This is a genomic window from Amycolatopsis sp. NPDC059021 (assembly GCF_042739895.1).
GTDB lineage: Bacteria > Actinomycetota > Actinomycetes > Mycobacteriales > Pseudonocardiaceae > Amycolatopsis.
Window position 1 is genome coordinate 13177 of sequence record NZ_JBHYIQ010000055.1, and the last position, 20189, is coordinate 33365.

17 protein-coding genes are annotated in these 20189 nt (G+C 69.9%); 10 read left to right on the top strand and 7 right to left on the bottom strand.

Annotated elements, in window-relative coordinates:
• Positions 1-67: 67 nt before the first annotated feature.
• From ACFWX1_RS28560 to ACFWX1_RS28580, 5 genes are all read left to right on the top strand, one after another.
• Positions 68-1075: a LysR substrate-binding domain-containing protein gene (locus ACFWX1_RS28560; protein WP_378392433.1), complete on the top strand. Its 1008-nt coding sequence runs from the start codon at positions 68-70 to the stop codon at positions 1073-1075.
• Between the two features lie 111 nt (positions 1076-1186).
• Entirely contained in the window at positions 1187-1813 is a 627-nt protein-coding gene (locus ACFWX1_RS28565) for a papain-like cysteine protease family protein (RefSeq protein ID WP_378392435.1), read from the top strand.
• The gene (locus tag ACFWX1_RS28570) at positions 1813-2631 is read left to right on the top strand and encodes a hypothetical protein (RefSeq protein WP_378392437.1); all 819 of its coding nucleotides are present in this window, start codon (positions 1813-1815) and stop codon (positions 2629-2631) included. Before ACFWX1_RS28565 ends, ACFWX1_RS28570 begins: the two co-directional genes overlap by 1 nt.
• Before the next feature lie 180 nt (positions 2632-2811).
• The gene (locus tag ACFWX1_RS28575) at positions 2812-4200 is read left to right on the top strand and encodes an MFS transporter (protein WP_378392439.1); all 1389 of its coding nucleotides are present in this window, start codon (positions 2812-2814) and stop codon (positions 4198-4200) included.
• Between the two features lie 195 nt (positions 4201-4395).
• Positions 4396-5652, top strand: a complete 1257-nt coding sequence (locus ACFWX1_RS28580) for a peptidase S8/S53 subtilisin kexin sedolisin (protein ID WP_378392441.1) — start codon at positions 4396-4398, stop codon at positions 5650-5652.
• Between the two features lie 111 nt (positions 5653-5763).
• Here the strand turns inward: ACFWX1_RS28580 and ACFWX1_RS28585 are convergent, their stop codons facing one another.
• From ACFWX1_RS28585 to ACFWX1_RS28600, 4 genes are all read right to left on the bottom strand, one after another.
• Positions 5764-6006 carry a hypothetical protein gene (locus tag ACFWX1_RS28585; protein WP_378392443.1) on the bottom strand — a complete coding sequence of 81 codons (243 nt, stop codon included), beginning with the start codon at positions 6004-6006 and terminating at the stop codon, positions 5764-5766.
• Positions 6007-6145: 139 nt separating this feature from the next.
• Positions 6146-7681, bottom strand: a complete 1536-nt coding sequence (locus ACFWX1_RS28590; RefSeq protein ID WP_378392445.1) for an FAD-dependent monooxygenase — start codon at positions 7679-7681, stop codon at positions 6146-6148.
• Positions 7682-7727: 46 nt separating this feature from the next.
• Positions 7728-8351 carry a TetR/AcrR family transcriptional regulator gene (locus ACFWX1_RS28595; RefSeq protein WP_378392447.1) on the bottom strand — a complete coding sequence of 208 codons (624 nt, stop codon included), beginning with the start codon at positions 8349-8351 and terminating at the stop codon, positions 7728-7730.
• 70 nt (positions 8352-8421) lie between these two features.
• A complete protein-coding gene (locus tag ACFWX1_RS28600) occupies positions 8422-10230 on the bottom strand; it encodes an NAD(P)-binding domain-containing protein (protein ID WP_378392449.1) in 1809 nt (602 codons plus the stop codon).
• Between the two features lie 152 nt (positions 10231-10382).
• Between ACFWX1_RS28600 and ACFWX1_RS28605 the strand changes: the two genes are divergently transcribed.
• Entirely contained in the window at positions 10383-11645 is a 1263-nt protein-coding gene (locus ACFWX1_RS28605) for a transcriptional regulator (protein ID WP_378392451.1), read from the top strand.
• On the opposite strand, the gene ACFWX1_RS28610 is transcribed toward ACFWX1_RS28605, so the two are convergent.
• On the bottom strand, positions 11639-12469 hold the full coding sequence (locus tag ACFWX1_RS28610; protein WP_378392453.1) for an oxidoreductase: 831 nt from the start codon (positions 12467-12469) through the stop codon (positions 11639-11641). The two genes, ACFWX1_RS28605 and ACFWX1_RS28610, sit on opposite strands and share 7 nt — an antisense overlap.
• 155 nt (positions 12470-12624) lie before the next feature.
• Between ACFWX1_RS28610 and ACFWX1_RS28615 the strand changes: the two genes are divergently transcribed.
• Entirely contained in the window at positions 12625-13083 is a 459-nt protein-coding gene (locus ACFWX1_RS28615) for a MarR family winged helix-turn-helix transcriptional regulator (RefSeq protein WP_378392455.1), read from the top strand.
• Between the two features lie 25 nt (positions 13084-13108).
• Here the strand turns inward: ACFWX1_RS28615 and ACFWX1_RS28620 are convergent, their stop codons facing one another.
• Entirely contained in the window at positions 13109-14026 is a 918-nt protein-coding gene (locus ACFWX1_RS28620; RefSeq protein WP_378392457.1) for a nitroreductase/quinone reductase family protein, read from the bottom strand.
• Between the two features lie 264 nt (positions 14027-14290).
• Here ACFWX1_RS28620 and ACFWX1_RS28625 point away from each other — a divergent pair, with 264 nt between their 5' ends.
• From ACFWX1_RS28625 to ACFWX1_RS28635, 3 genes are all read left to right on the top strand, one after another.
• Positions 14291-15166, top strand: a complete 876-nt coding sequence (locus ACFWX1_RS28625; protein WP_378392459.1) for a phosphotransferase family protein — start codon at positions 14291-14293, stop codon at positions 15164-15166.
• Positions 15167-15351: 185 nt separating this feature from the next.
• Positions 15352-16410: a S1 family peptidase gene (locus ACFWX1_RS28630; RefSeq protein ID WP_378392461.1), complete on the top strand. Its 1059-nt coding sequence runs from the start codon at positions 15352-15354 to the stop codon at positions 16408-16410.
• Between the two features lie 124 nt (positions 16411-16534).
• On the top strand, positions 16535-17734 hold the full coding sequence (locus ACFWX1_RS28635) for a helix-turn-helix domain-containing protein (protein ID WP_378392463.1): 1200 nt from the start codon (positions 16535-16537) through the stop codon (positions 17732-17734).
• Here ACFWX1_RS28635 and ACFWX1_RS28640 read toward each other — a convergent pair.
• Positions 17729-20038, bottom strand: coding sequence for an ATP-binding protein (locus tag ACFWX1_RS28640; RefSeq protein ID WP_378392464.1), 2310 nt, complete (start codon positions 20036-20038; stop codon positions 17729-17731). The genes ACFWX1_RS28635 and ACFWX1_RS28640 overlap by 6 nt on opposite strands.
• Between the last annotated feature and the right edge of the window lie 151 nt (positions 20039-20189).

Below are 20189 nucleotides of genomic sequence, written 5' to 3' on the forward strand. Positions count from 1 at the left end.
AAGAATGGTCCGAACCAATTACGGCGCAAGGCTATCTCCCCACCCGATAGGGGTATAACATCGGCGGATGGCGGAGCTCGAACTGCGTCATCTTCGTGCGGTACGCGCTGTCGCGGAGGCGGGCAGCGTGAGCAGGGCGGCGACCCTGCTCGGCGTCAGCCAGCCCGCGTTGACCGCGCAGCTCAAACGCATCGAACGGATTCTCGGCGGGCAGTTGTTCGAACGCGGCTCGCAGGGTACCAAGCCGACCGACCTCGGCAAGTTCGTGCTCAACCGTGCCGAGGCACTGCTGGCCGATCTGCAGGCACTCGTCGTCACGGCCAAGGAACGCGGGCAGGCGAACGGGCGCTCGGTGCTGCGGGTCGGCAGTATCCCGCTGACCATGCTCGGCGGCTTCGTCGAGCAGCTGCACCTGCGTGCCACCGAACTCGACGTGCAGACCTGGGTGGAGCCCTCCGCGCCGGTGCTGCTCAAGCTGCTGGCCACGCACCGGGTCGACGTCGCGCTGCTGGAGCGGTTCGACGGTATCGAGCCGTATCACCTGGCCGGGCTGACCGTGCGGACGCTGGGCACCGAGCCGATCTTCGCCGGGGTGGCCGACGGGCATCCCGCGATCAAGGACGGCGTCATCGACCTCGCCGATCTCGCGGACGAGGAGTGGGTGCTGCCACCGCCGCACGAGAACGGGGTGCGGATGCGGCTGCTCGCGGCCTGCGAAGCCGCGGGTTTCACCCCGAAGGTGCGGCATTACACGTCCGACGCGATCACCGCGCGCACGCTGATCAAGGCGGGCTGCGTGGTCATGGCGTCGGCGTCGTTCCGGCCCAGCGGCGGGGTTTCGGCCTATCCGCTGCGCGGCGACCCGGTACTCGCCGACCTGTTGTTCGCCATGCGCGCCAACGACGTCCTGCTGAACTCGATGGACGAGCTGTTCCGCTGCGCCGCGCTCGCCTACCGGAACGTCGCGGACAACAACGTGCATTACCGGCGTTGGTGGGACAGTCACCCGGAGGCGCATCGAGAGGTCGACGCGATCCTGTCGGACATGACCGAGAGTGAGATCGTCTACCCATAACGTGCGTGTTATCCCCGATGGGATTACCCCCGTTCCGGCCGTTCGGCCGATGCTTCGCATGGTCCTCGTTCCCCGAATCCGGCCTCCGCGGTCGGGCCGAAAGGAGCAACCATGCCCAGCACGAGTGCGCCGCCTCGCGGCGCGCGGAGATCGGCGGTGAGCCGCCTGCGGCGGTCCGCCGTGCTCGCGGCGGGTGTACTGGCGGTGGGCGTGCTCGCCCCCGTCACCGTCGCTTCGGCCGCCCCCGCCGGACCGGCCGCGAGCAAGCAGCTCAACATCAGCCAGCAGGTCCAGGAGCAGAACCAGTGGTGCTGGGCGGGAAGCGGCTTGACCATCGCCAAGTACCTGCAGAAGGACAAGGGCATCAGCCAGAACGACTTCTGCAACATCGCCCGGGGTTACCCGCAGGGCCAGCGGTGCCCGAACCAGGCGGGCTACCTGCAGTGGGTGCAGACGGCGTTCCAGAAGCTCGGCATCACCGGCGGGCGCATCGGCGGCTCACTCAGCTTCTCCCAGGTCCAACAGTCGATCGACGGCAACTCGCCGATCGAGACCGGCATCTACTGGACGGCGGGCGGCGGCCACGCGCAGGTGATCTACGGCTACGACAGCTCGACCCAGACGCTGTCCTACGGCGACCCGTGGCCGTCCAGCCCGCGCTACAGCCAGATGCGTCACCAGTCCTATGTGTCGAATGGCCAGTTCCGGTGGGCCGAATCTCTCTACGGGGAGAAGTGATGGCGATGAACAAGACGACACGGATGCTCACCGGCTCGGCCATCGCCGGCTTCGCGCTGCTGCTGGGCACTGCCTCGGCAAGCGCTTCCCCTGATCGCGACGCCGCGGGACAAGCCGCCACCACCCCGCAGACGACCGACTTCATCGCGCACTTCTTCGTCGGCGCCGACCGCCACGCGGCGGGCGAGCCCTCGTCGATGATGAGCAAGGCCGAGGAAAGCGCTGCCGCGGCGGCGAAGGCGCCGCAGATCCTCGGGTCGCCGCTCGAGGTGCACACGCTCAACCCGGCGTTCGTCACCGGCGCGTCCCAGGACGTCGCGACGTTCGGTTACTACGCCGTGCACGCCCGTTCGGCCAGCGGCCAGGACGCCTCGGTCTGGCTGACCCGTGCGGGCAGCGGCTGGGAAGCCAGCAATATCACCACAGGTACCGAAGAAATCACCTATCCCGCGCAGGCGGGCGGCGATACGGTCTTCACCGAACCGCAGGTCAACGCCTGGTACCGGGTACACGAAGGCCGCGTCGTCGGGCTCAACGACGTAGCGAAGCGTGTGGTCGGCCCGTCGGGCACGACGCTCGCGGATTACCAGCGGATCGTGCACGGCAAGTACGCCGACAAGATGCCCGGCTCGGACTATGCCCGCAAGGGCAGGCTGGGTGGCTTCGATCCGGCCCCGGCGGCCAACCCCGCCGAGGCGCAGTCGCCTGTCCCCGGCAACACGGCACTGGACTGGATCGCCGCATCCGGTTTCGCCCTCGTCGCCGGATTGGCCGGTGTGATCGTGGTTCGGCGTCGACGCGCGGGTCGCACGCACTGAACCAGGGCGGTGCCGGCGGTGGGCCTCTTTCGCCGAAAAATGAGCGCCCCCCGGCTCCGCCACCATGTCGCGGAGGTGCCTGCTGGTCCGCGGGCACCTCCGCGATTTCTTACGTCGCAAGGTGATCCGGGCCATGCCGAGGTTGACCTCCAGCGAACTGGAGCTTTTAGCGTCGGCGGTATGACAACTGTTGCGAGCCCCGTCGCCGGATCGTGGCGGGACCTGTTCGGCAAGCGCCATCTCGGCGCGATCGTGGTACTGGCGGGCGGCGTCGCGCTCTACGCCACCAACATCTACCTCACCGCGAGCATGCTGCCCACGATCGTGGCCGACATCGGCGGTGAGCGGTTCTATGCCTGGAGCACCACGGTTTTCCTGGTCGCGTCGGTTTCGTCCTCGGTGGTGGTCGGCAAGGCCGTCGCGCGGTTCGGGGCCCGGGGTTCGTACGTGCTGGCGCTGGGCTTCTTCGTCGCCGGGTCCGTGCTCTGCGCCGTCTCCCCCGCGATGGCGGTGCTGCTGATCGGCCGGGCGGTGCAGGGCATCGGCGGTGGCCTGCTGTCCGGGCTCGGGTACGCGCTGATCCGGTCGAGCCTGCCGGAAGCGTTGTGGGCGCGGGCTTCGGCGCTGATCTCCGCGATGTGGGGCGTCGGCACGCTCGCCGGCCCCGCGCTCGGCGGGCTGTTCGGCCAGCTGCGGCTGTGGCAGGTGGCGTTCTTCGCACTCGCCGCCGCCGGGCTCGGGCTCGCCGTCCTCGTCCCGCGGGCATTGCCCCGCGACCGTCCCGAAGGCGCGATCATGCCCGCGCCGATGGTTTCGATGCTCCTGCTTTCGGCGGCCGTGCTCCTGGTGAGCGTCGCCGGGGTCGCCGAGCAGACCACCCTGCGAATCGTTTTCCTTGTCGTGGCGGCGGTTCTGGTCATCGGTTTCGTCACGCGGGAACGCGGCGCCCGTGCCCGCGTCCTGCCGCGCTCGACCTTCCACAGTGGAGCGCCGACGAAGTGGATCTACCTGTTCATCGTGGTGCTGGCGATCGGTTCGACGACGGAGGCGTTCGTTCCGCTGTTCGGGCAGCGGCTCGGCGGGCTGGCACCGATCGCCGCCGGGTTCCTCGGCGCGGCGCTCGCGGCGGGCTGGACGATCGGGGAGATCCCGGCGGCCAACGCGACGCGCGCGACGGCGATCCGGCGGATTCTCGTCGCGGCGCCCCTGCTGCTCGGCGGCGGCCTGGCCGTCCTCGCGCTCACTCAGCAGAAGGACGCCGGCCTCGGGCTGATCGTGGTGTGGATCGCCGGTCTGCTGGTGGCGGGCAGCGGGATCGGGATCGCGTGGCCGCATCTGGCGACGAAGGCGATGAGCGTCGAACCCGGCGGCGTCGAGGCGGATCGCGCGTCCGCGGCGATCAACACCGTGCAACTCGTGTCCAACGCTTTCGGTTCGGCGCTGGCGGGCCTTCTGGTGAATCTCGGCGGCGACGCGGATACGGGATCGGCGCGGCTGATGTTCGGCGGAATGGCGGTGCTCGTCCTGCTGGGTGTGCTGGTCACGCGGCCTTTGACCCGGCAACGGTGATCCCTTTTACCCCGGTTCGCGCGGAACGCCGGTTTCCTGGGCGTATCACCGCATCCACGACCAATGGCCGTGGCAGGACCGGCTCCCGCGAGGCTTTAATCCGGCACAGGAGCGCACCGTAGCCACCCCGACACAGCCGAGCTGGAGGAACACCGAATGTCTGCTGGGTTCAGCCGAGTCCGAGGTCCGAGCCGCGTGCGGACGGCACTCACCTTCGCCGCGAGCGCGGCCGTCGCGGTCACGATGTGCGGCGTCGGCGCGGCGAGTGCCGCACCCGCGGGCCAGGCACACGCGACCGCCAAACAACATCATTTCAGTGAAGCTGCGAAGCTGCTCGGCGCCACGAAGAACGCCGACGAGCGCGCCGCGCTGACCGACAAGGCCATCGCGGCGGCCGGGAACAACCTGCAGACCGCGTATCACACGAAACCGTTGTACGACAAGGGAATCGACGGTACCGGCACGGCGCTGGCGACGATCGTCTCCTACGGCGACAAGAACATCAAGGCCTACATCGACAGCTATTCGCGCTCGCACGGCCTGCCCCCGGCGGACGTGCAGATCCTCGAGCCCGCCGGCCACGTGCCCTCGTGCGACGACCCCGGCGTGCCCGCCGACTGCTCCAGCTGGGGCGGCGAGACCGATCTCGACGTCGCGATGTTCCACACGCTCGCGCCGAAGGCGAAGATCCTCGTCGTGGCCACGCCGACCTCGGAAACCCAGGGCATCGACGGCTTCCCGGACATGATGAAGGCCATCGACTACCTCGCCGACCACAAGGCGGCCAACGTCATTTCGATGAGCCTCGGCACGCCGGAAGACGATTTCGACAACTCGCAGCAGCTGCACGATCTCGACGCGCACTTCAAGAAGGCGGTCGACGCGGGGATCACCGTCACGGCGTCCAGCGGGGACGACGGTTCGACGGGCAAGAAGAAGGACGGCAGCGAGTGGGGCAAGCAGGTGGTGAGCTTCCCCGCCGCCAACTCCTACGTCACCGCGGTCGGTGGCACCGTGCTGCACCTCAACCCGGACGGCACCCGTAAGTCCCCGGACGACCTGTGGTCGCGCTCGGGCGGCGGCGTCTCGCACGAGTACGGCATACCCGACTGGCAGAAGGAAGTCGGCAAGGTGACCCACGCCAAGGGCCGCTCGCTGCCGGACATCTCGCTGCTGGGCACGTCCGGCACGTCGCAGTCGTCGCCGCTGTTCGCCGCGGTGGTCGACCTCGCCTCGCAGCAGGCGGGCAAGGGCCTCGGCTTCATCAACCCCGCGCTGTACAAGCTCGGTTCCGGCGGTACCGCGTCCGGCATCGTGGACGTGACCAGCGGGAACAACAGCTACAACGGCGTTCCCGGGTTCTCCGCGGGCAAGGGCTTCGACATCGTGTCCGGCTGGGGCACCGTCGACGCCGCCGCGTTCGTCCCCGCCTTGCTCAAGCAACTCCGCTGACGTTCCGTGGGGGCCTCCCCGAGGGACTTGAATCCATACCGGCGCGCCGGCGCCTCCGTCGCGAGTTGCGGCGGGCATGGATGGACCCTCGAGGAGGCCCCACGGACCTTCTCAGGCCGGGACCCTCAGCTCGGTGTTGCCGTTGTAGAACATGCATTCGCCCTGGCCGTGGAGGATGACCGCCCGGTACGTTTCACACTGCTCTGCCTGCTTGTCCGTGGTTCCGGCCCACATCATGACGACCTTGTAGGACTGCGCGGTGACCGGACTGGCCGACGCCGTTCCGGCCGCGGAAACCGCGCCGCCGAACGCGAGCAGGGCAATGCCGAAACCGGTGGCAAGCTTACGCATCATCGAATATCTCCAGTACTGCTAGCAGCTGATCTTCGCTTGCTTCCCGAAGGTAGTGACGTTCCCTGGCGCGCATGGGGCTGAAAGGCGTTCCGATCACCGGGGTATGCCCGAAATACTCTTCCCGGCAGACCGACGACAGCTACGCCGCGTCCCCGAACCAGCGGGTCAGCGCCTCCTGGAGGCCATCCGTCTCTTGTGGACTGTCGGTGGCCCAGGCGACGTAGCCGTCGGGGCGGATCAGCACCGCCGCGACCGGTGTGTCCGAAGTGGACTCGCTGACCAGGTCGACGCGATCGGCCCAGCCCGCCGCGGCCGCGGCGATCTCCGTGCCGCCGGTGAAGTCGACGAGTACCGGCCGCGCGGCACGCAGGAGTTCGGTGACGCGCCGCGAGCCGACCGCGAGCTCCGGGACCATCCGGCCGGACAGCGGATGCGTGTCCCCGATGTCGTACCGGACGTCCGATCCGGCCATCAGGTGCGCGATGAACGCGGCGTTCTCCGGCTTGCGCACCATTTCCCCGAACAGCTGCCGGAGCGCGGTGACATCGGAGCCGGGTGCGATGAGGGCCGCCTGCGCGAGCGAGTGCATCATGACGCGTTCCCCGACGGGATGACGCTCGCTCTGGTAGGTGTCGAGCAGGCTTTCGGGCGCCCGGCCGCGAAGGTGCGCCGCGAGTTTCCAGCCCAGGTTCGCCACGTCCTGCATGCCGAGGTTGAGCCCGGGGCCGCCCATCCCGGAATGCACGTGTGCCGCGTCGCCGATGAGGAAGACGTTGCCCGCGCGGTAGTTTTCGGCCTGCCGGGTGTTCTGCGTGGTGATCCTGCGCAGCGGATGCGGACCGGGTCCCGCCGGCGGCCCGAACGCCAGGTCGACGCCGAGCACGCGGCGAACGCTGTCCCGGAGTTCGTCCAGCGTCAGGGGCATGTCCTCGGGAATCGGCTCGGTGCGGAGTTCGCCGGTCGCGATCACCGTCTTGCCCGGCTGGAGTTCCGCGAAAACGAACGTGCCGCGCTCCAACCGGTTGAACCCGAAACCGAGCGGTCCGACGCCCGGGATGTCGATGCCGCCGTCCGGCGTCCGCCGCAGGTCCGGCAGGCTGACCTGCGCCATCCGCGTGACACCCCTGGTGTCGGTGGTCCCGGGGAACGCGATGCCGGTTTGCTTGCGCACCAGGCTCTTCCCGCCGTCCGCGCCGACCAGGAACCGGGTGCGCAGCTCGTATTCGCCCTGTGGCCCGGACACGGTGAGGGTTACGCCGCCCTCGTCCTGGACGAGTCCGGTCAGCTCGTGGCTCCGCCGGATCTCCACGCCGAGGCCGAGTGCGCGCTTGTCCAGCAGGCGCACGAGTTTCGGCTGCGGCACGGGAAGCAGGTGGACCGGGTTGTCCACGACTTCGGCGAACGACAACGTCATCCCGCCGAAGAAGAACGCCGGAGCGGGTTGCGGCGGGCCGGCCCTGCCGCTGATCTCCTCGTACAGTCCCCGCTGATCCAGGAACCGCACGATCTGACCGACCATTCCGTTCGCCTTCGGTTCGTCGCTGGGCTCGGGCAGCCGCTCCAGCATGATCGGCCGGACTCCGGCCAGTGCGAGTTCCGCGGCGAGCATGAGCCCGTTCGGCCCCGCGCCGGAAATGACCACCTCGGCGTTTTCTGACTTGATGTTTTCGGGCATGACGAAGAAACCCCCTGTTTCCGTGTCTCGATTACTTCGGAGTCGTTCAGGCGGACGGATCGGGCAGCCCGGCGGCGATCTGGTCGATCGCGCGCCGGAGCAGGGAGACGATCGGCACCGGCGGATCGGCGCGCAGGTACAGATCGGCCGCCGCCTGCCAAGCGGCCCCGATCGCGCTCGCCACCAGCCGGGGATACAGATCGCGGGCGGGGTCGGTTCCCGTGCGCCCGGCGATCACCGCGACCAGTTCGCCGTCCGCGCCGAGCACTGCCTTCTGCACCGCGCCGTGCATCTCCGGCGCGGTCATCACTTCGCGTACCGCGGCCAGCTGTTCCCGGCTCGGCACCCTGTCCGCTCCGCCTTCGTCCTCCAGCGGCCGGGCGCACGCCTCCGCGATCGCCGTCCAGAGCGGCTCGCCTGCCGGACGCGACCGCAGGATCTCGACGCTGCGCTTCATCCGCTCGATCTGCCGGTAGGCGAGCGCCTCGTACTTGCTCGCGAAGTAGTTGTTGAACGTCCGGATCGACACCCCGGCCCGTGCCGCGATGTCCTCTCGCCGGACGTTCTCCAGCCCTCCTTCGAGGACCAGTTCCAACGCCGCGTCGCTCAGCGCCCTGCGAGTGTTCAGCTTCTTGCGCTCCCGCAGGCCCAGCTCCCCGTCCTCTGCCATGTCCCCGACGATACACACAAACTTGCCCACTGAGCAACTTTTCTCAGCGGGCAAGTTCGGTGGTCACCGATCAGCTCAGGTGGTGGACCTCCTGCAGGCCGTAGACCGGGGTCGGGATGCCCTCGCAGCGCGCCTTGAGCTGCAAGGCCAGGTACAGCGAGTAGTGCCGTGACTGGTGCAGGTTCCCGCCGTGGAACCACAGGCCGTCCTGCCGGGTCGGCTTCCACATGTTCCGCTGCTCGCCCTCCCACGGCCCGGGGTCCTTCGTGGTGCCCGAGCCGAGGCCCCAGCATTTGCCGACCTTGTCCGCGACGTCCTGGCCGATCAGGTCGGCGGCCCAGCCGTTCATCGAGCCGTAGCCGGTGGCGTAGACGACGAGGTCCGCCGGGAGTTCGGTGCCGTCCTCCAGCACCACCGAGTCCTCCGTCAGCTCGCGCACACCGCCGTGGGCCAGCTTGATGTCACCGTTCGCCACGAGTTCCGACGCGCCGACGTCGATGTAGTAGCCGGAGCCGCGGCGCAGGTACTTCATGAACAGACCGGAGCCGTCGTCACCCCAGTCGTGCCGGAAGCCCGCCTTCTCCAGCCGGTCGTAGAAGTCCGCGTCGCGTTCGGCGATCGCCTGGTACACCGGGGTCTGGAACTCGTGCATGATCCGGTACGGCAGCGAGGCGAACGTGAGATCCGCCTTCTGCGTGGTGACCCCGGCGGCCACCGCGCGCTGCGAGTAGAGGTCGCCGAGTCCCAGTTCCATCAGCGAATCGGACTTCACCACGTGCGTCGAGGAACGCTGCACCATCGTGACGTCGGCGCCCGCCTCCCACAGCGCGCCGCAGATGTCGTGGGCCGAGTTGTTCGAGCCGATCACCACCGCGCGTTTGCCCGCGTAGGCCTCGGGGCCGGGGTGCGCGCTCGAGTGGTGCTGGTCGCCGGTGAACCGGTCCTGGCCGGGGAAGGACGGCAGGTTCGGCTTGCCCGACATCCCGGTGGCGAGCACGAGTTGCTTGGGGCGCAACGTAACGCGCTCGCCCGCCCGGTCCACCTCGACCGTCCATTCCTTTGTGGACTCGTCGTAGGACGCCGACAGGCAGGTGGCCGACGTCCAGTACGGGATCTCCATCACCCGGGTGTACATCTCGAGCCAGTCCCCGATCTTGTCCTTCGGCGCGAAAACCGGCCAGGTGTCCGGGAAGGGCAGGTACGGCAGGTGGTCGTACCACACGGGGTCGTGCAGGCAGAGCGTCTTGTACCGGTTGCGCCACGAGTCGCCCGCGCGTGGATTGCGTTCGAGCACGATCGCCGGCACCCCGAGCTGACGCAGCCGCGCGCCGAGCGCGATGCCACCCTGTCCCCCGCCCACCACGACGACGTACGGCTGCCGTGTATAGCCCAGCTCGGTTTCCTCCGCGACGCGCTGATCGGTCCAGGTCCGGCGGTTCGGGTCCGCACCGTGCGCCGTGCCCTTCGGCCGGTTGAACCCGCGCGGTTCCTCGTGGCCCTTCAGCTCGTGCATCGTGGTGAGGAACGTCCAGGCCCCCTCGTCCTTGAGGCGCAGATGACCGAGCCCCCGGCCGACGGCGGTCTCGAACTCGATCCACGCCGACGTCACGCCATCGGCCTCCTCCGCGGGCTCGGTGGTCTTGAACCCCGACGGGTCGGTGGCCTCCAGTTGCGCGGTCAGCATCTCGGCGACACCCTCGCGTCCTTCGACCGTCTTGATGTTCCAGGTGAACGCGATCAGGTCGCGCCAGAAGCTGTCGACGGCGAACATCCCGGCGGCCCGCGGCACGTCACGGGCAGCCAGCGCGGCTTCGAACTCGCCGAGCCAGGTGTCGACCCGTTCCTGCGGTGTCAGCCTGCTCTCCACGGTCGCGGTCATCGCACTTCCTTTCACCTCGTGTGACTCACAGCACATCGGACGAAGGAAGGGGCCGACAAGGGTTGCGGCGCATTGCAGGCCGAAGGAGCTATGGCGTCCGTCGCGGATACGGAGTTATGGTCACTGGCACCCCAGCGACGGAGCCGGTGATCGTGAGCGCCTTCCAAGCGATCGAGCATGGCATGGACCTGCAGACGTATGCACGCGCTCTGACCAGGACGTATGACGCCGTCCTCGGCGGCTCCCGGCCCGCCATGCGGCCCCGCGACCTGGTCGCCAGATCATGGCAACGCGTGCTCGCGCTCGGACTCGACCCGGACGGCCGCAACAGCCGGACGCCGCTGCCCTTCGACGAGATCGAGCGGCTGCGCCGGGAATCCCCGCTGAGCTTCGTCGTCGACGAGATCAAACGGCTGATCTCGTCGGTCGCGGACGCCTCGCAGTTCCTGCTCGTGATCACGAACGGCGACGGCGTCATCCTGTGGCGGGAGGGCGCGGCGGGCACGCGGCTGCGCGCGGACCGCCTCGGCTTCGTCGACGGCGCGGTGTGGACCGAGGCGGCGGTCGGCACCAACGCCATCGGGACCGCGATCGCGGAGGCCGCCCCGGTGCAGTTGTTCTCCGCCGAGCACTTCGAACAACCGCAGCATCCCTGGTACTGCACGGCGGCGCCGATCCACGATCCGCGCACCGGCGAACTGCTCGGCATCGTGGACGTAAGCGGACCGGCGCTGACTCTTCATCCGACCATCGGCGCGCTCATCGAGACCGCGGTCCGCCTCGCGGAACTCCTGTTGTGGCGCCATCACCAGCACACGCTGGAGCAGTTACGCACCTCGGCCGCGCCGTGGCTGGCCGGGGTCGAAGGGCCGCTTCTGCTCGTCGACGAGCACGGCTGGGTCGCGCACAGCGCCGGGATCGCGACCAGGGACCGGATCGCGCGCCCGCACGGCGACCGCGCGATCACCGTGCCCGGCCTCGGGCTGTGCCTGCCGGAGCCGGTCGCCGGCGGCTGGCTGGTCCGGCCGAACAGCGCCGACACCACCGTGCGGCTGCTGCTCGACCTCTCCGGGCCGCCGCGGATCGAGGTGAGCGGCGGCGGGACGCCGTGGCGCAGCCCGCTGACCGTCCGGCACGCCGAGATCCTCCTGCTGCTGCACCTCGCCGGGCCCGGCGGGCTGACCGCCGCGATGCTGAGCAAGGCCCTCTACGGCGACGCCGACCACGTGATCACCGCGCGTGCGGAGGTGTCGCGGCTGCGCAAGCTCCTCGGCACGGTGATCGACACCCGCCCGTACCGGGTGGCGGACGGCGTCGAACTGCGGCTCGAACTCGGCGACGCCGGACGGCCCGCCGACTGTGCGTTCGTACGGGACTCGGCCTCGTCCAGCGTGCGGGCACTCGTGGGTCAGTAGTCCGTCCCGCGGCTCAGCGATTCCCATTCGGCCAGTTCGGCGCGTGCCTTGTCGAGGCTCGCCGCGATGGTGTCCGCCGCGTCGGTGCCCAGCGCCAGCCGCAATGGCGGCTTCCCGGAGTCCAGTGCCGCGAGGATGGCTTCCGCCGCTTTGACCGGGTCGCCGGGCTGCTTGCCGTCGACGTCGGCCAGCGCGGTGCGGACCGGTTCGAGGATCTCCCGGTAGGGGCCGTCGTCCTCGGTGAACAGCAGGACGCCCGGCTCGTTGAAGGAGGTCCGGAAGGCGCCGGGCTCGACGATCATCACCTGGATGCCGAACGGCCCGACCTCGGCCGCCAGCCCTTCGGACCAGCCCTCCAGCGCGAACTTCGTCGCGGAATACGCGCTGACGCCGCCGAAGGAGTACCGCCCGGCCTGGCTGCTCATCTGGACGATCGCGCCGGACCGCCGCGCGCGCATCGTCGGCAGGACGGCTCGTGTGAGCGCCGCCGGGCCGAACAGGTGAAGGTCCATGAGGCCGCGCAGCGCCTCGTCGGTGATCACCTCGGCCGCGCCGATCAGGCCGCGGCCTGCGTTGTTGACCAGGACGTCGATCCGGCCGTACCGCTCGATGACCTCCTCGACCACCGGCGGGATCCGATCGTGATCGGTGATGTCGAGCCGGACGGCGGTGACCCGGTCCGGTGCGACGGCCACCAGGCCGGCCACCGATTCGGGGCGGCGGACCGCCGCGACGACGGTGTCCCCCGCGGCGAGCGCGGCCTCGGCGATCGTGCGGCCGAAGCCGGAGGAAGCGCCGGTGATGAGCCAAACGCGTGCTGTCATGACTGCTGTACCCCCTGAGTTGCCCACTAAGCCTGATGTGCATCAGAACCCTGATGCACATCAGGCATGGAAGCATCAGAGGACGGTCCTCGTCAAGCACAAGGTTCCTGTCCTCGATGAGAACCCTGATACTTTGGGGACGACAGGGAGGTCGCATGGGCGTCGAAGAACAGATCATGGAAGGCCTCGAAGCGCGGCTGGGCACGTTCCTCAAGCGAGGCGAGCAGGCGCTGATGGCGGAGAAGACCCGCGTGCTGAAGCCGTTCGGCCTGTCCGTCCCGCAGTACGCCGCGCTGCTCGCACTGTCCCAGGCACCGCTCTCCGGCGCCCAGCTGGCCCGGATCTGTTACGTGACGCCGCAGAGCATGGCGTCACTACTGTCCACATTGGAATCCAAGAAGCTGATCGAGCGCACCCCGTCCGATGTGCACAACCAGGTACTGGTGACCAGGCTGACACGGTCGGGCCACGCGACCTTCCGCAAGGCGAACGAGGCCGCGCTCGCCGCCGAGGCCCGGCTCTCCGCGGCGTTCACCGCCGAGGAGGAGGAAACCCTGCGCACCCTGTTGCGGCGGGCGATCACGACGCTGTCCTCCCCCGCCGGGAAGGAGTGACCCGGCAGGGGAAGACGCGACGGCGTCAGGGGATGTCCGGCGCGGGCGCCAGTGCGTTGAGGGCGGTCACGATCGACCGTTCCTCGTAGGCGAAATGGGCTTCGAGGTCGGTGGCCAGCCGGTCGAGCTCCTCCCGCAGCCGGACCGGATCGCCCTCCCCGGGAACGTAGCCTTCGACGAGTTCACGGATCCGCTCCTGCGCGCGGGCGACCACGACGTGCTCCGCGGCGAGCTTCTCCAGCGCGGGCGCGAGCGACGGGAAACGGGCGGCCAGCATCGGGAACGCGACCGTGTCCTCCCCCAGGTGATGTCGTTTCAGCGCACCGCAGAAGGTCAGGCAGTGCTCGCGCAGTTCCCGGCCGAGGTCGGCAGTCCTGGTGAACGTCGTGGCCTTGCCGTCCGCGATCTCGTCCGCCTGGCCGCGCAGTTCGGCGAGTTCCTTGCGCAGCCAGTCGTGGGCATCGACGACGAAGTCGCCCATCCCCCGCACCCGGTCGGCGCCCTCGTCGAGGTGATGCAGTGTGACCACCGGGATCGGCCGCGTGGTTTTCGCCTGGTATTCCCCGAAACCCGGCTCGATCGCGACCACCTCGGCGAACAACGCGTCCCGCTCCGGCCCGTCCGGGATCGCGGCGAGCGCCTCGAACGTCTCGGTGCCGGTCTCGACGGTCACCCGCGCGTTCTTCCGGATGTTGTGGTACCAGGCGGGATTCCGGGGCGCGCCCATCGCGGAGGCGACGATCACCTTCTGCCCCTTGACGTCCACATAGGACAACGGAACGGTGCGGGGCAGTCCGCTGCGCGCCCCGGTGGTGGTCACCAGCGCCAGCGAGGCGTCCTCGCCGAACAGGGCGACTTTTCCCGCGTTGGCGCGGAATTCGTCGATGACCCGGCGCTGGAAGGCACCGGCGTCGAAGGTCTCGCTTGGTTTTTCCTCGGTCATTGAGTCCTTTCCGGATCCGATGAAAGATCGGAGGGTGGCACCCGGGAACGGACACAGGAAAACCCCGTGGCCTACGTGCGGAGGAGAGCAGTGGACACGGGAAGACCGTGCCGTTCACCAAGGTGATTGTGCGGCATGCGCCGCGGGGAAACCACTACCTCCATGAGTAGGCCCATACGGGGCTCGGGAAAAAGCTAGCACGGGCTTCGCCGAGGCCGCAAACCGTTCGCGAAGCCGTGTGAGCGATGCCATGATCGATCCGTCATGACCTCACCTGAACCCGCGGCCGTGCGGCGCCTGCTCCGCCGCGTACTGCCAGGAGAACCACGAATCAGCCGCGTCGACGAAGGCGGCGATCACGCCACCTGGCTGGTCGGCACCGGCCACGTCCTGCGGATGGCGCGGGACATCGACGGCACCGCCGGCCAGCGCCGGGAAATCGCGCTGCGCGAAGCGATCCGTCCTCATCTGGCGATCGCCGTGCCCCGCAGCGTCGCCCACGGCGAGTGGGCACCCGGACTCGGTTACACCCTGGACACGCGGCTTCCCGGGATATCGGCCGAAAAACAGGCGGTCTCCGCGGCGGGCGAAGAGGACCTGGCCGTCCTGCTGACCGGACTGCGCTCGGTCCCGGCGGCCACGGTGGACGTACCGGCGGCCGCCGCGCGATCCTTGCCCGAACTCACCGGGGAGGCCGTGCGCGCCGCCGTCCGGCTCGCCGAGGACGGCGCCGCCGGCCCCGATCTCGCGCACCGGCTCACCGGCCCGCTGCCCCCGGCGGCCCCGGCCACGCTGCTGCACCACGATCTCAAGGGCGAGCATCTCCTGGTCACCGGCGCGGGACGGGTGAGCGGCGTTCTCGATTGGACGGACGCGATTCTCGGCGACCCGGCCGAGGACGTCGCCGGCCTCGTCATCTCCGTCGGCGCCGCCGCGGCCCTGCGGGTGGCGCGGCTCGCCGGGCACGGGCCCGAACTGTGCGCGCGGGCACTCCTGCTGGCCCGCTGCGACACGCTGACCCGGCTCGCGGACCGCGTATACGGGACCGACGACAGCCCGCTTCCGTTGCTGCGCGCCCAGCTCGCCCGCGCCTGGGAGACCACGCCGGACCTCTACCGGGAAAACCCCGGCAGGGCTTAGAATCGGACAAAATCCATGACAGGCAAGGAAAAACCGAAAACTTCGCACGTTGTGCGAACCGGTGGGGTTCGCGACTTTCGTGGGTGGAGCGGTATTTCGTGAAACCGTAACCTTGTCGTCGCGCGCAAATCCGCTTGTCCGCACCGGTGTGTCATCGCTCGAATCCCCAGAGGACGGAGATGACCATGTCCACAGCACGCATCCACCGGCGGGCCAGACGAGGGATCGTCGTCTGTGCCGCCGCGGGACTCGTCACCGGCGTGGTGCTCGCCGCACCCGGTCCGGCGGCGGCGGGTCCGCTCGACGCCCGCGGCGCCACGGCGTTGTCCGCCAAGGTCACGTCCGGTCTCGGTGACCGGACCGTCGGCTCCTACTACGACCAAGCGAGTTCGCGGCTGATCGTCACCGTCACCGACGCCGCCGGTGCCGACCAGGTCCGCGCGGCGGGCGCGGTGCCGAAGATCGTCGCGTACCGGGCCTCCGAGCTGGCCGCCGTCACCGGCGAGCTCGACCGCTCGGCCAGGATCCCCGGCACGGCGTGGCGCGTCGATCCCCGCTCCGGGCACGTCCTGGTGACCGCCGACTCGACGGTCACGGGCGACGGCCTGGCGAAACTGACCGGCGTCGTCAACGGCTTCGGGGCCAAGGCCCAGCTGAAGCGGACCGCCGGGAAGCTACGGCCGTTCATCAGCGGCGGCGACGCGATCTGGGGCCAGGGCCTGCGGTGCTCGCTCGGCTTCAACGTCCACGATCGCAGCGGCAACCCCGCGCTGCTGACCGCCGGGCACTGCGGCGTGGCGACCAACGACTGGTGGGAGGACTCCGGGAACTCCCAGCACATCGCCCAGACGCAGGACGCGAGTTTCCCCGGCCACGACTACTCGTGGGCGTCCTACGACCCCGGCGTCGACGCGCCGAGCGCGGTCAACGACGGTACGCGGATCACCAGCGCCGGTGAGGCCACGGTCGGGGAGAACGTGACCCGCAGCGGCTCCACCACCGGGGTCCACTCCGGTTCGGTCACCGCGCTCAACGCGACGGTGAACTACGAGGAAGGCACCGTCACCGGCCTGATCGACACCACCGTCTGCGCCGAGCCCGGCGACAGCGGCGGCTCGCTGTACGACGGCTCCACCGCCCTCGGTCTCACCTCCGGCGGCAGCGGTGACTGCAACTCGGGCGGCGAGACGTTCTTCCAGCCGGTCCCGGCGGCATTGTCCGCTTACGGGCTGACCCTGCCCTGAGCACCCACTCGGGGGCGTTCTGGACCGATTTCAGTGGTCCGGGACGCCCCCGAGTACTGAATACGTAGCGTTCTCCGTAGATCTACGGATGATGCCCGGCCGCCGGACGGGCACTCTGCATGACGTGAAGACAGCGCAGCGTGTCGATGACCGACCCGTCGACCACGGCAGGGCCCTGCTTCCGCCCTCCGTGGTCGACGCACTGCGGGCGCAGGCGGGGACGCTGGCCCGGTCGATCATCGGTGGTATCCGGCGGTCGGTCCCCGAGTACACGAGCCTCCTCGAAGGGCCGCTCGGCGGCGTGTTCACCACCGCCGTCGAGACCCTGCTGGTCCGCTGCCTCGACGCGCCCTCGCGGCCCGGTGCCGGCCAGGAGTCGGCCGCGCTGTTCCGCGATCTCGGCCGCGCCGAGTTCGCTCGCGGCCATTCGCCGAAGGCGCTCCGGACGGCCTGCCGGGTCGGCGGCCAGATCGCCTGGCGCTGCCTCTCCGATCACGCCCGGCACCACGGCCTGAGCACCGAAACGCTGTCCCGCTGCGCCGAGGCGATCTCCCTGCACGTCCGCATGCTGTCCTCGTGGGCGGAGGAAGGGCACGCGGCGGCCGAGGCCGCCACGACCACCCCCCGGATCCGGCTGCTCCGCCTGGCCGTGGCGGAGCAGCCCCCCGGCGAGACCGACCTCGCCGAAGCCGCGGCAGCCGCCGGATGGCCGCTGCCCGAACGGGTCGTCGTGGTCGCGCTCCAGCCACCGGCCGACACGGATTCCTTGCCCCCCAGTGCTTTCGACGGCGCGGTGCTCGCCGACCTCGCGTCCGCGCGGCCCGCGCTGCTCATGGCGGCGGACCGGCTCGACACCGGGGAGATCGCCGCCGCGCTGCCCGGCTGGCGGATCGCCGTCGGCCCGGCGGCGCCGCTCGCCCAAGCGGCCGCGGCGTTCCGCGTCGCCCGGCGGGCCCTCGACCTCGCCAACCGCGGCCTGCTCCCCGCCCAGCTGCTGATCGACTGCGCGGATCACCTGCAGACGCTGATCCTCCTCGCCGACGACGCGCTGCTCGGCAGGCTCACCGAGCAACGGCTCGCACCGCTGGACGGACTGAGCGGCCGCGACCGCACCGCGCAGCTGGTGACCCTGCGCGAATGGCTGGCGGCCAGGGGAAACATCGCCGAGGCGGCGCGGCGGCTCGGCGTCCACCCGCAGACGCTGCGGCACCGCGTCACCAAGCTCAGCGATCAGCTCACCGAAAGTCTCGCGTGCGCCGAAGCCCGGTTCGAGCTGGAGATCGCCGTGCGGGTCGAACTGCTGCGGCTGGGCACGGCGTCATGACCGGCGGGAAACCACCCAGACGGCGATCTGGGCACGGCTGCTGAAGCCCAGTTTGGTCAGGATGTGGTCCACGTGGGTCTCGGCGGTGCGGCGGGCGATCACCAGCTTCTCGGCGATCTCCCGGTTCGTCATGCCCTCGGCCACCAGTTCGGCGACCTGCGCCTCGCGTTTGGTGAGCACGACGCCGGCGTTGTCCGCGGGCCGCGGGTCGTCGTCGGGCGGCCCGGTTTCGAGTACGTAGGCCACCGCCTCGTCCATCGTGAGCGCGGTCCCGCGCAGGAACTCCTGCGCCGCCTCCTCGAGACCGAGTTCGGCGGTCACCAGCTGGATGTCGCGTTGCATCGGCTCTTCGAAGGCCGCGTAGGTGTTCAGCGAGGCCCCGACCGAACGCCAGATTTCGGCCGCGGCGCCGAACATCCTGGCCGCCCGGCGCGGCTGCCCGGTGTGCGTGGCGCAGCCCGCCATGACGGTCAGCGCGAACGCGACGATCGTCCGGTCGCCCCCGGGTTGCAGCCGCAGCAGCTCCAGCCCCGCCGCGGTCGCCGCTTCCATGTCCCCGTGCAGGTATTCGGCCGCGCTGAGGGACCACAGCGCCCAGCACCGCCAGGAGATCTCACCGCGCGCGGCGTAGCGCTCGATGCACTCTTGGAGCACGCGACGGCCGTGGTCACGATCGCCGGTCAGGCTCACCGCCAGCCCGTAGTTGTAGGTCGACCACAGCTCCGCGGCCTCGTCGCCCAGCTCGCGGAACCGCTCGGCGGCGGCGCCGAACAACGACGCGGCGCACTCGCTGCGGTTGTCGATCAACAGGGAGTAGGCGCGGACGTGGTCGACGAAAGCGAGCGCTTTCGCGTCGCCGGTGCGTTCGGCGATTTCGGCGGCTTTGGCCAGCGCGCTCTCGAACGCGTCCCGGTCGGCTTGGACCAGCGCGAGGAAGGCGTACATCCACAGCGCCGCCGCGCGTCCCGGCGCGTCCGGTGGCGCGGCCGCCAGCAGCTTGCTCAGCCACATCCGGCCTTCGGTGTTGAGGCTGCGGACCCAGTACTCCTTGACCTCGTACACCATCCGCAGCCCGACGATCGCCTCCTCGGCGTCGTCGGTGCAGAAGTCCAGCGCGGCCCGCAGGTTGGCGTGCTCCTCCCGGAGCTTGGCGAGCCAGGCACCCTGCTCGCTCCCGAACCAGCCCGCCTCGAACCCCTTGGTCAGCTCCCGGCACCAGTCGCGATGCCGGCGCCGCCACCGGGTGAGATCGTCGTCGGCCCGCAGCCGGTCCTCGCCGTACTGCCGGACCGTCTGCAGCATCCGGTAGCGCGCGACGCCCTGCTCCTCCTCGCGGAGCAGCAACGACTTGTCGATCAACCCGTCGATGACGTCGAGAACCGCGGCGCGGTCGAGACCATCGCCCGAGCACACCTCTTCGGCGGCGTCGAGATCGAAACTCCCGGAGAACACCGACGCCCGCGACCAGAACAGCCGCTCGCGCTCGGTGCACAGCTCGTGGCTCCAGTCGATCAGCGCCCGCAACGTCTCGTGCCTGCTCGGGCCGCCCTTGTAGCCCCTGGTCAGCAGGGTGAACCGGTGATCGAGCCGCTCGGCGAGCTGACGCACCGACAGCGACCGCAGCCGGACCGCGGCCAGCTCGATCGCCAGCGGCAGGCCGTCCAGCGCGCGGCACAGCCTGGCCAGATCCTCCGCGTTGTCCGGGGTGACAGCGAACGAGGGCACGACCGCTGTCGCGCGATCCACGAACAGCTGGAGCGCGTCGTACCGCGCCGATTCGGCGGGCTCCCCCGCAGGCGGGACGGCGAGCGGCGGCACCGGCAGCACCCGCTCCCCCTCGACGCCGAGCGACTGCCTGCTCGTCGCCAGCACCACGACGTCGGGACACGACCTGACCAGCGTGTCGGCCAGCCTGCCGCACGCCTCGACCAGATGTTCGCAGTTGTCCAGCACCAGCAGCAGCCGCCGGTCGCGCAACTGGTCCACGACCAGGTCGATCGGCGGGCCCGAGGACCGGTCGCCCAGCCCCAGCCGGTCGGCGACCATGCTGACCAGCAGCTGCGGCTCGCCCAGCTCCGCGAGCCCGACGAAGACCACCCCGTCCCGGAACGACCCGCGCGCGCCCTCGGCCACCCGCTGGGCCAGGCGCGTCTTGCCGACCCCGCCCGGCCCGGTGAGCGTGACCAGCGACGCCGTCTCGATCAGCCGCGCCGCCTCGGCCAGCTCCGCCTGGCGGCCCACATACGTGGTCACCTCCACCAGCAGCGAGTCCGCAATCCTCGGTACGTCAACAGCACGCAGCACGTGTCCCATCACCACCCAGCCGATAGGCAGAGGATCATTCTGGCCCAACTGCACCGCACCCGCCTGGGTTACTCCGTTTTCACCACATCGGGTGGATTGGTGTGACGTGCGCCTCACCGCTGAGCCGTTCGGACGGTGACCACTGGGCCGT

Coding starts and splice junctions, on each gene's coding strand:
- ACFWX1_RS28560 (WP_378392433.1), top strand. CDS start 68: ATGGCGGAGCTCGAACTGCGTCATCTTCGTGCGGTACGCGCTGTCGCG.
- ACFWX1_RS28565 (WP_378392435.1), top strand. CDS start 1,187: ATGCCCAGCACGAGTGCGCCGCCTCGCGGCGCGCGGAGATCGGCGGTG.
- ACFWX1_RS28570 (WP_378392437.1), top strand. CDS start 1,813: ATGGCGATGAACAAGACGACACGGATGCTCACCGGCTCGGCCATCGCC.
- ACFWX1_RS28575 (WP_378392439.1), top strand. CDS start 2,812: ATGACAACTGTTGCGAGCCCCGTCGCCGGATCGTGGCGGGACCTGTTC.
- ACFWX1_RS28585 (WP_378392443.1), bottom strand. CDS start 6,006: ATGATGCGTAAGCTTGCCACCGGTTTCGGCATTGCCCTGCTCGCGTTC.
- ACFWX1_RS28590 (WP_378392445.1), bottom strand. CDS start 7,681: ATGCCCGAAAACATCAAGTCAGAAAACGCCGAGGTGGTCATTTCCGGC.
- ACFWX1_RS28595 (WP_378392447.1), bottom strand. CDS start 8,351: ATGGCAGAGGACGGGGAGCTGGGCCTGCGGGAGCGCAAGAAGCTGAAC.
- ACFWX1_RS28600 (WP_378392449.1), bottom strand. CDS start 10,230: ATGACCGCGACCGTGGAGAGCAGGCTGACACCGCAGGAACGGGTCGAC.
- ACFWX1_RS28610 (WP_378392453.1), bottom strand. CDS start 12,469: ATGACAGCACGCGTTTGGCTCATCACCGGCGCTTCCTCCGGCTTCGGC.
- ACFWX1_RS28615 (WP_378392455.1), top strand. CDS start 12,625: ATGGGCGTCGAAGAACAGATCATGGAAGGCCTCGAAGCGCGGCTGGGC.
- ACFWX1_RS28620 (WP_378392457.1), bottom strand. CDS start 14,026: ATGACCGAGGAAAAACCAAGCGAGACCTTCGACGCCGGTGCCTTCCAG.
- ACFWX1_RS28625 (WP_378392459.1), top strand. CDS start 14,291: ATGACCTCACCTGAACCCGCGGCCGTGCGGCGCCTGCTCCGCCGCGTA.
- ACFWX1_RS28630 (WP_378392461.1), top strand. CDS start 15,352: ATGTCCACAGCACGCATCCACCGGCGGGCCAGACGAGGGATCGTCGTC.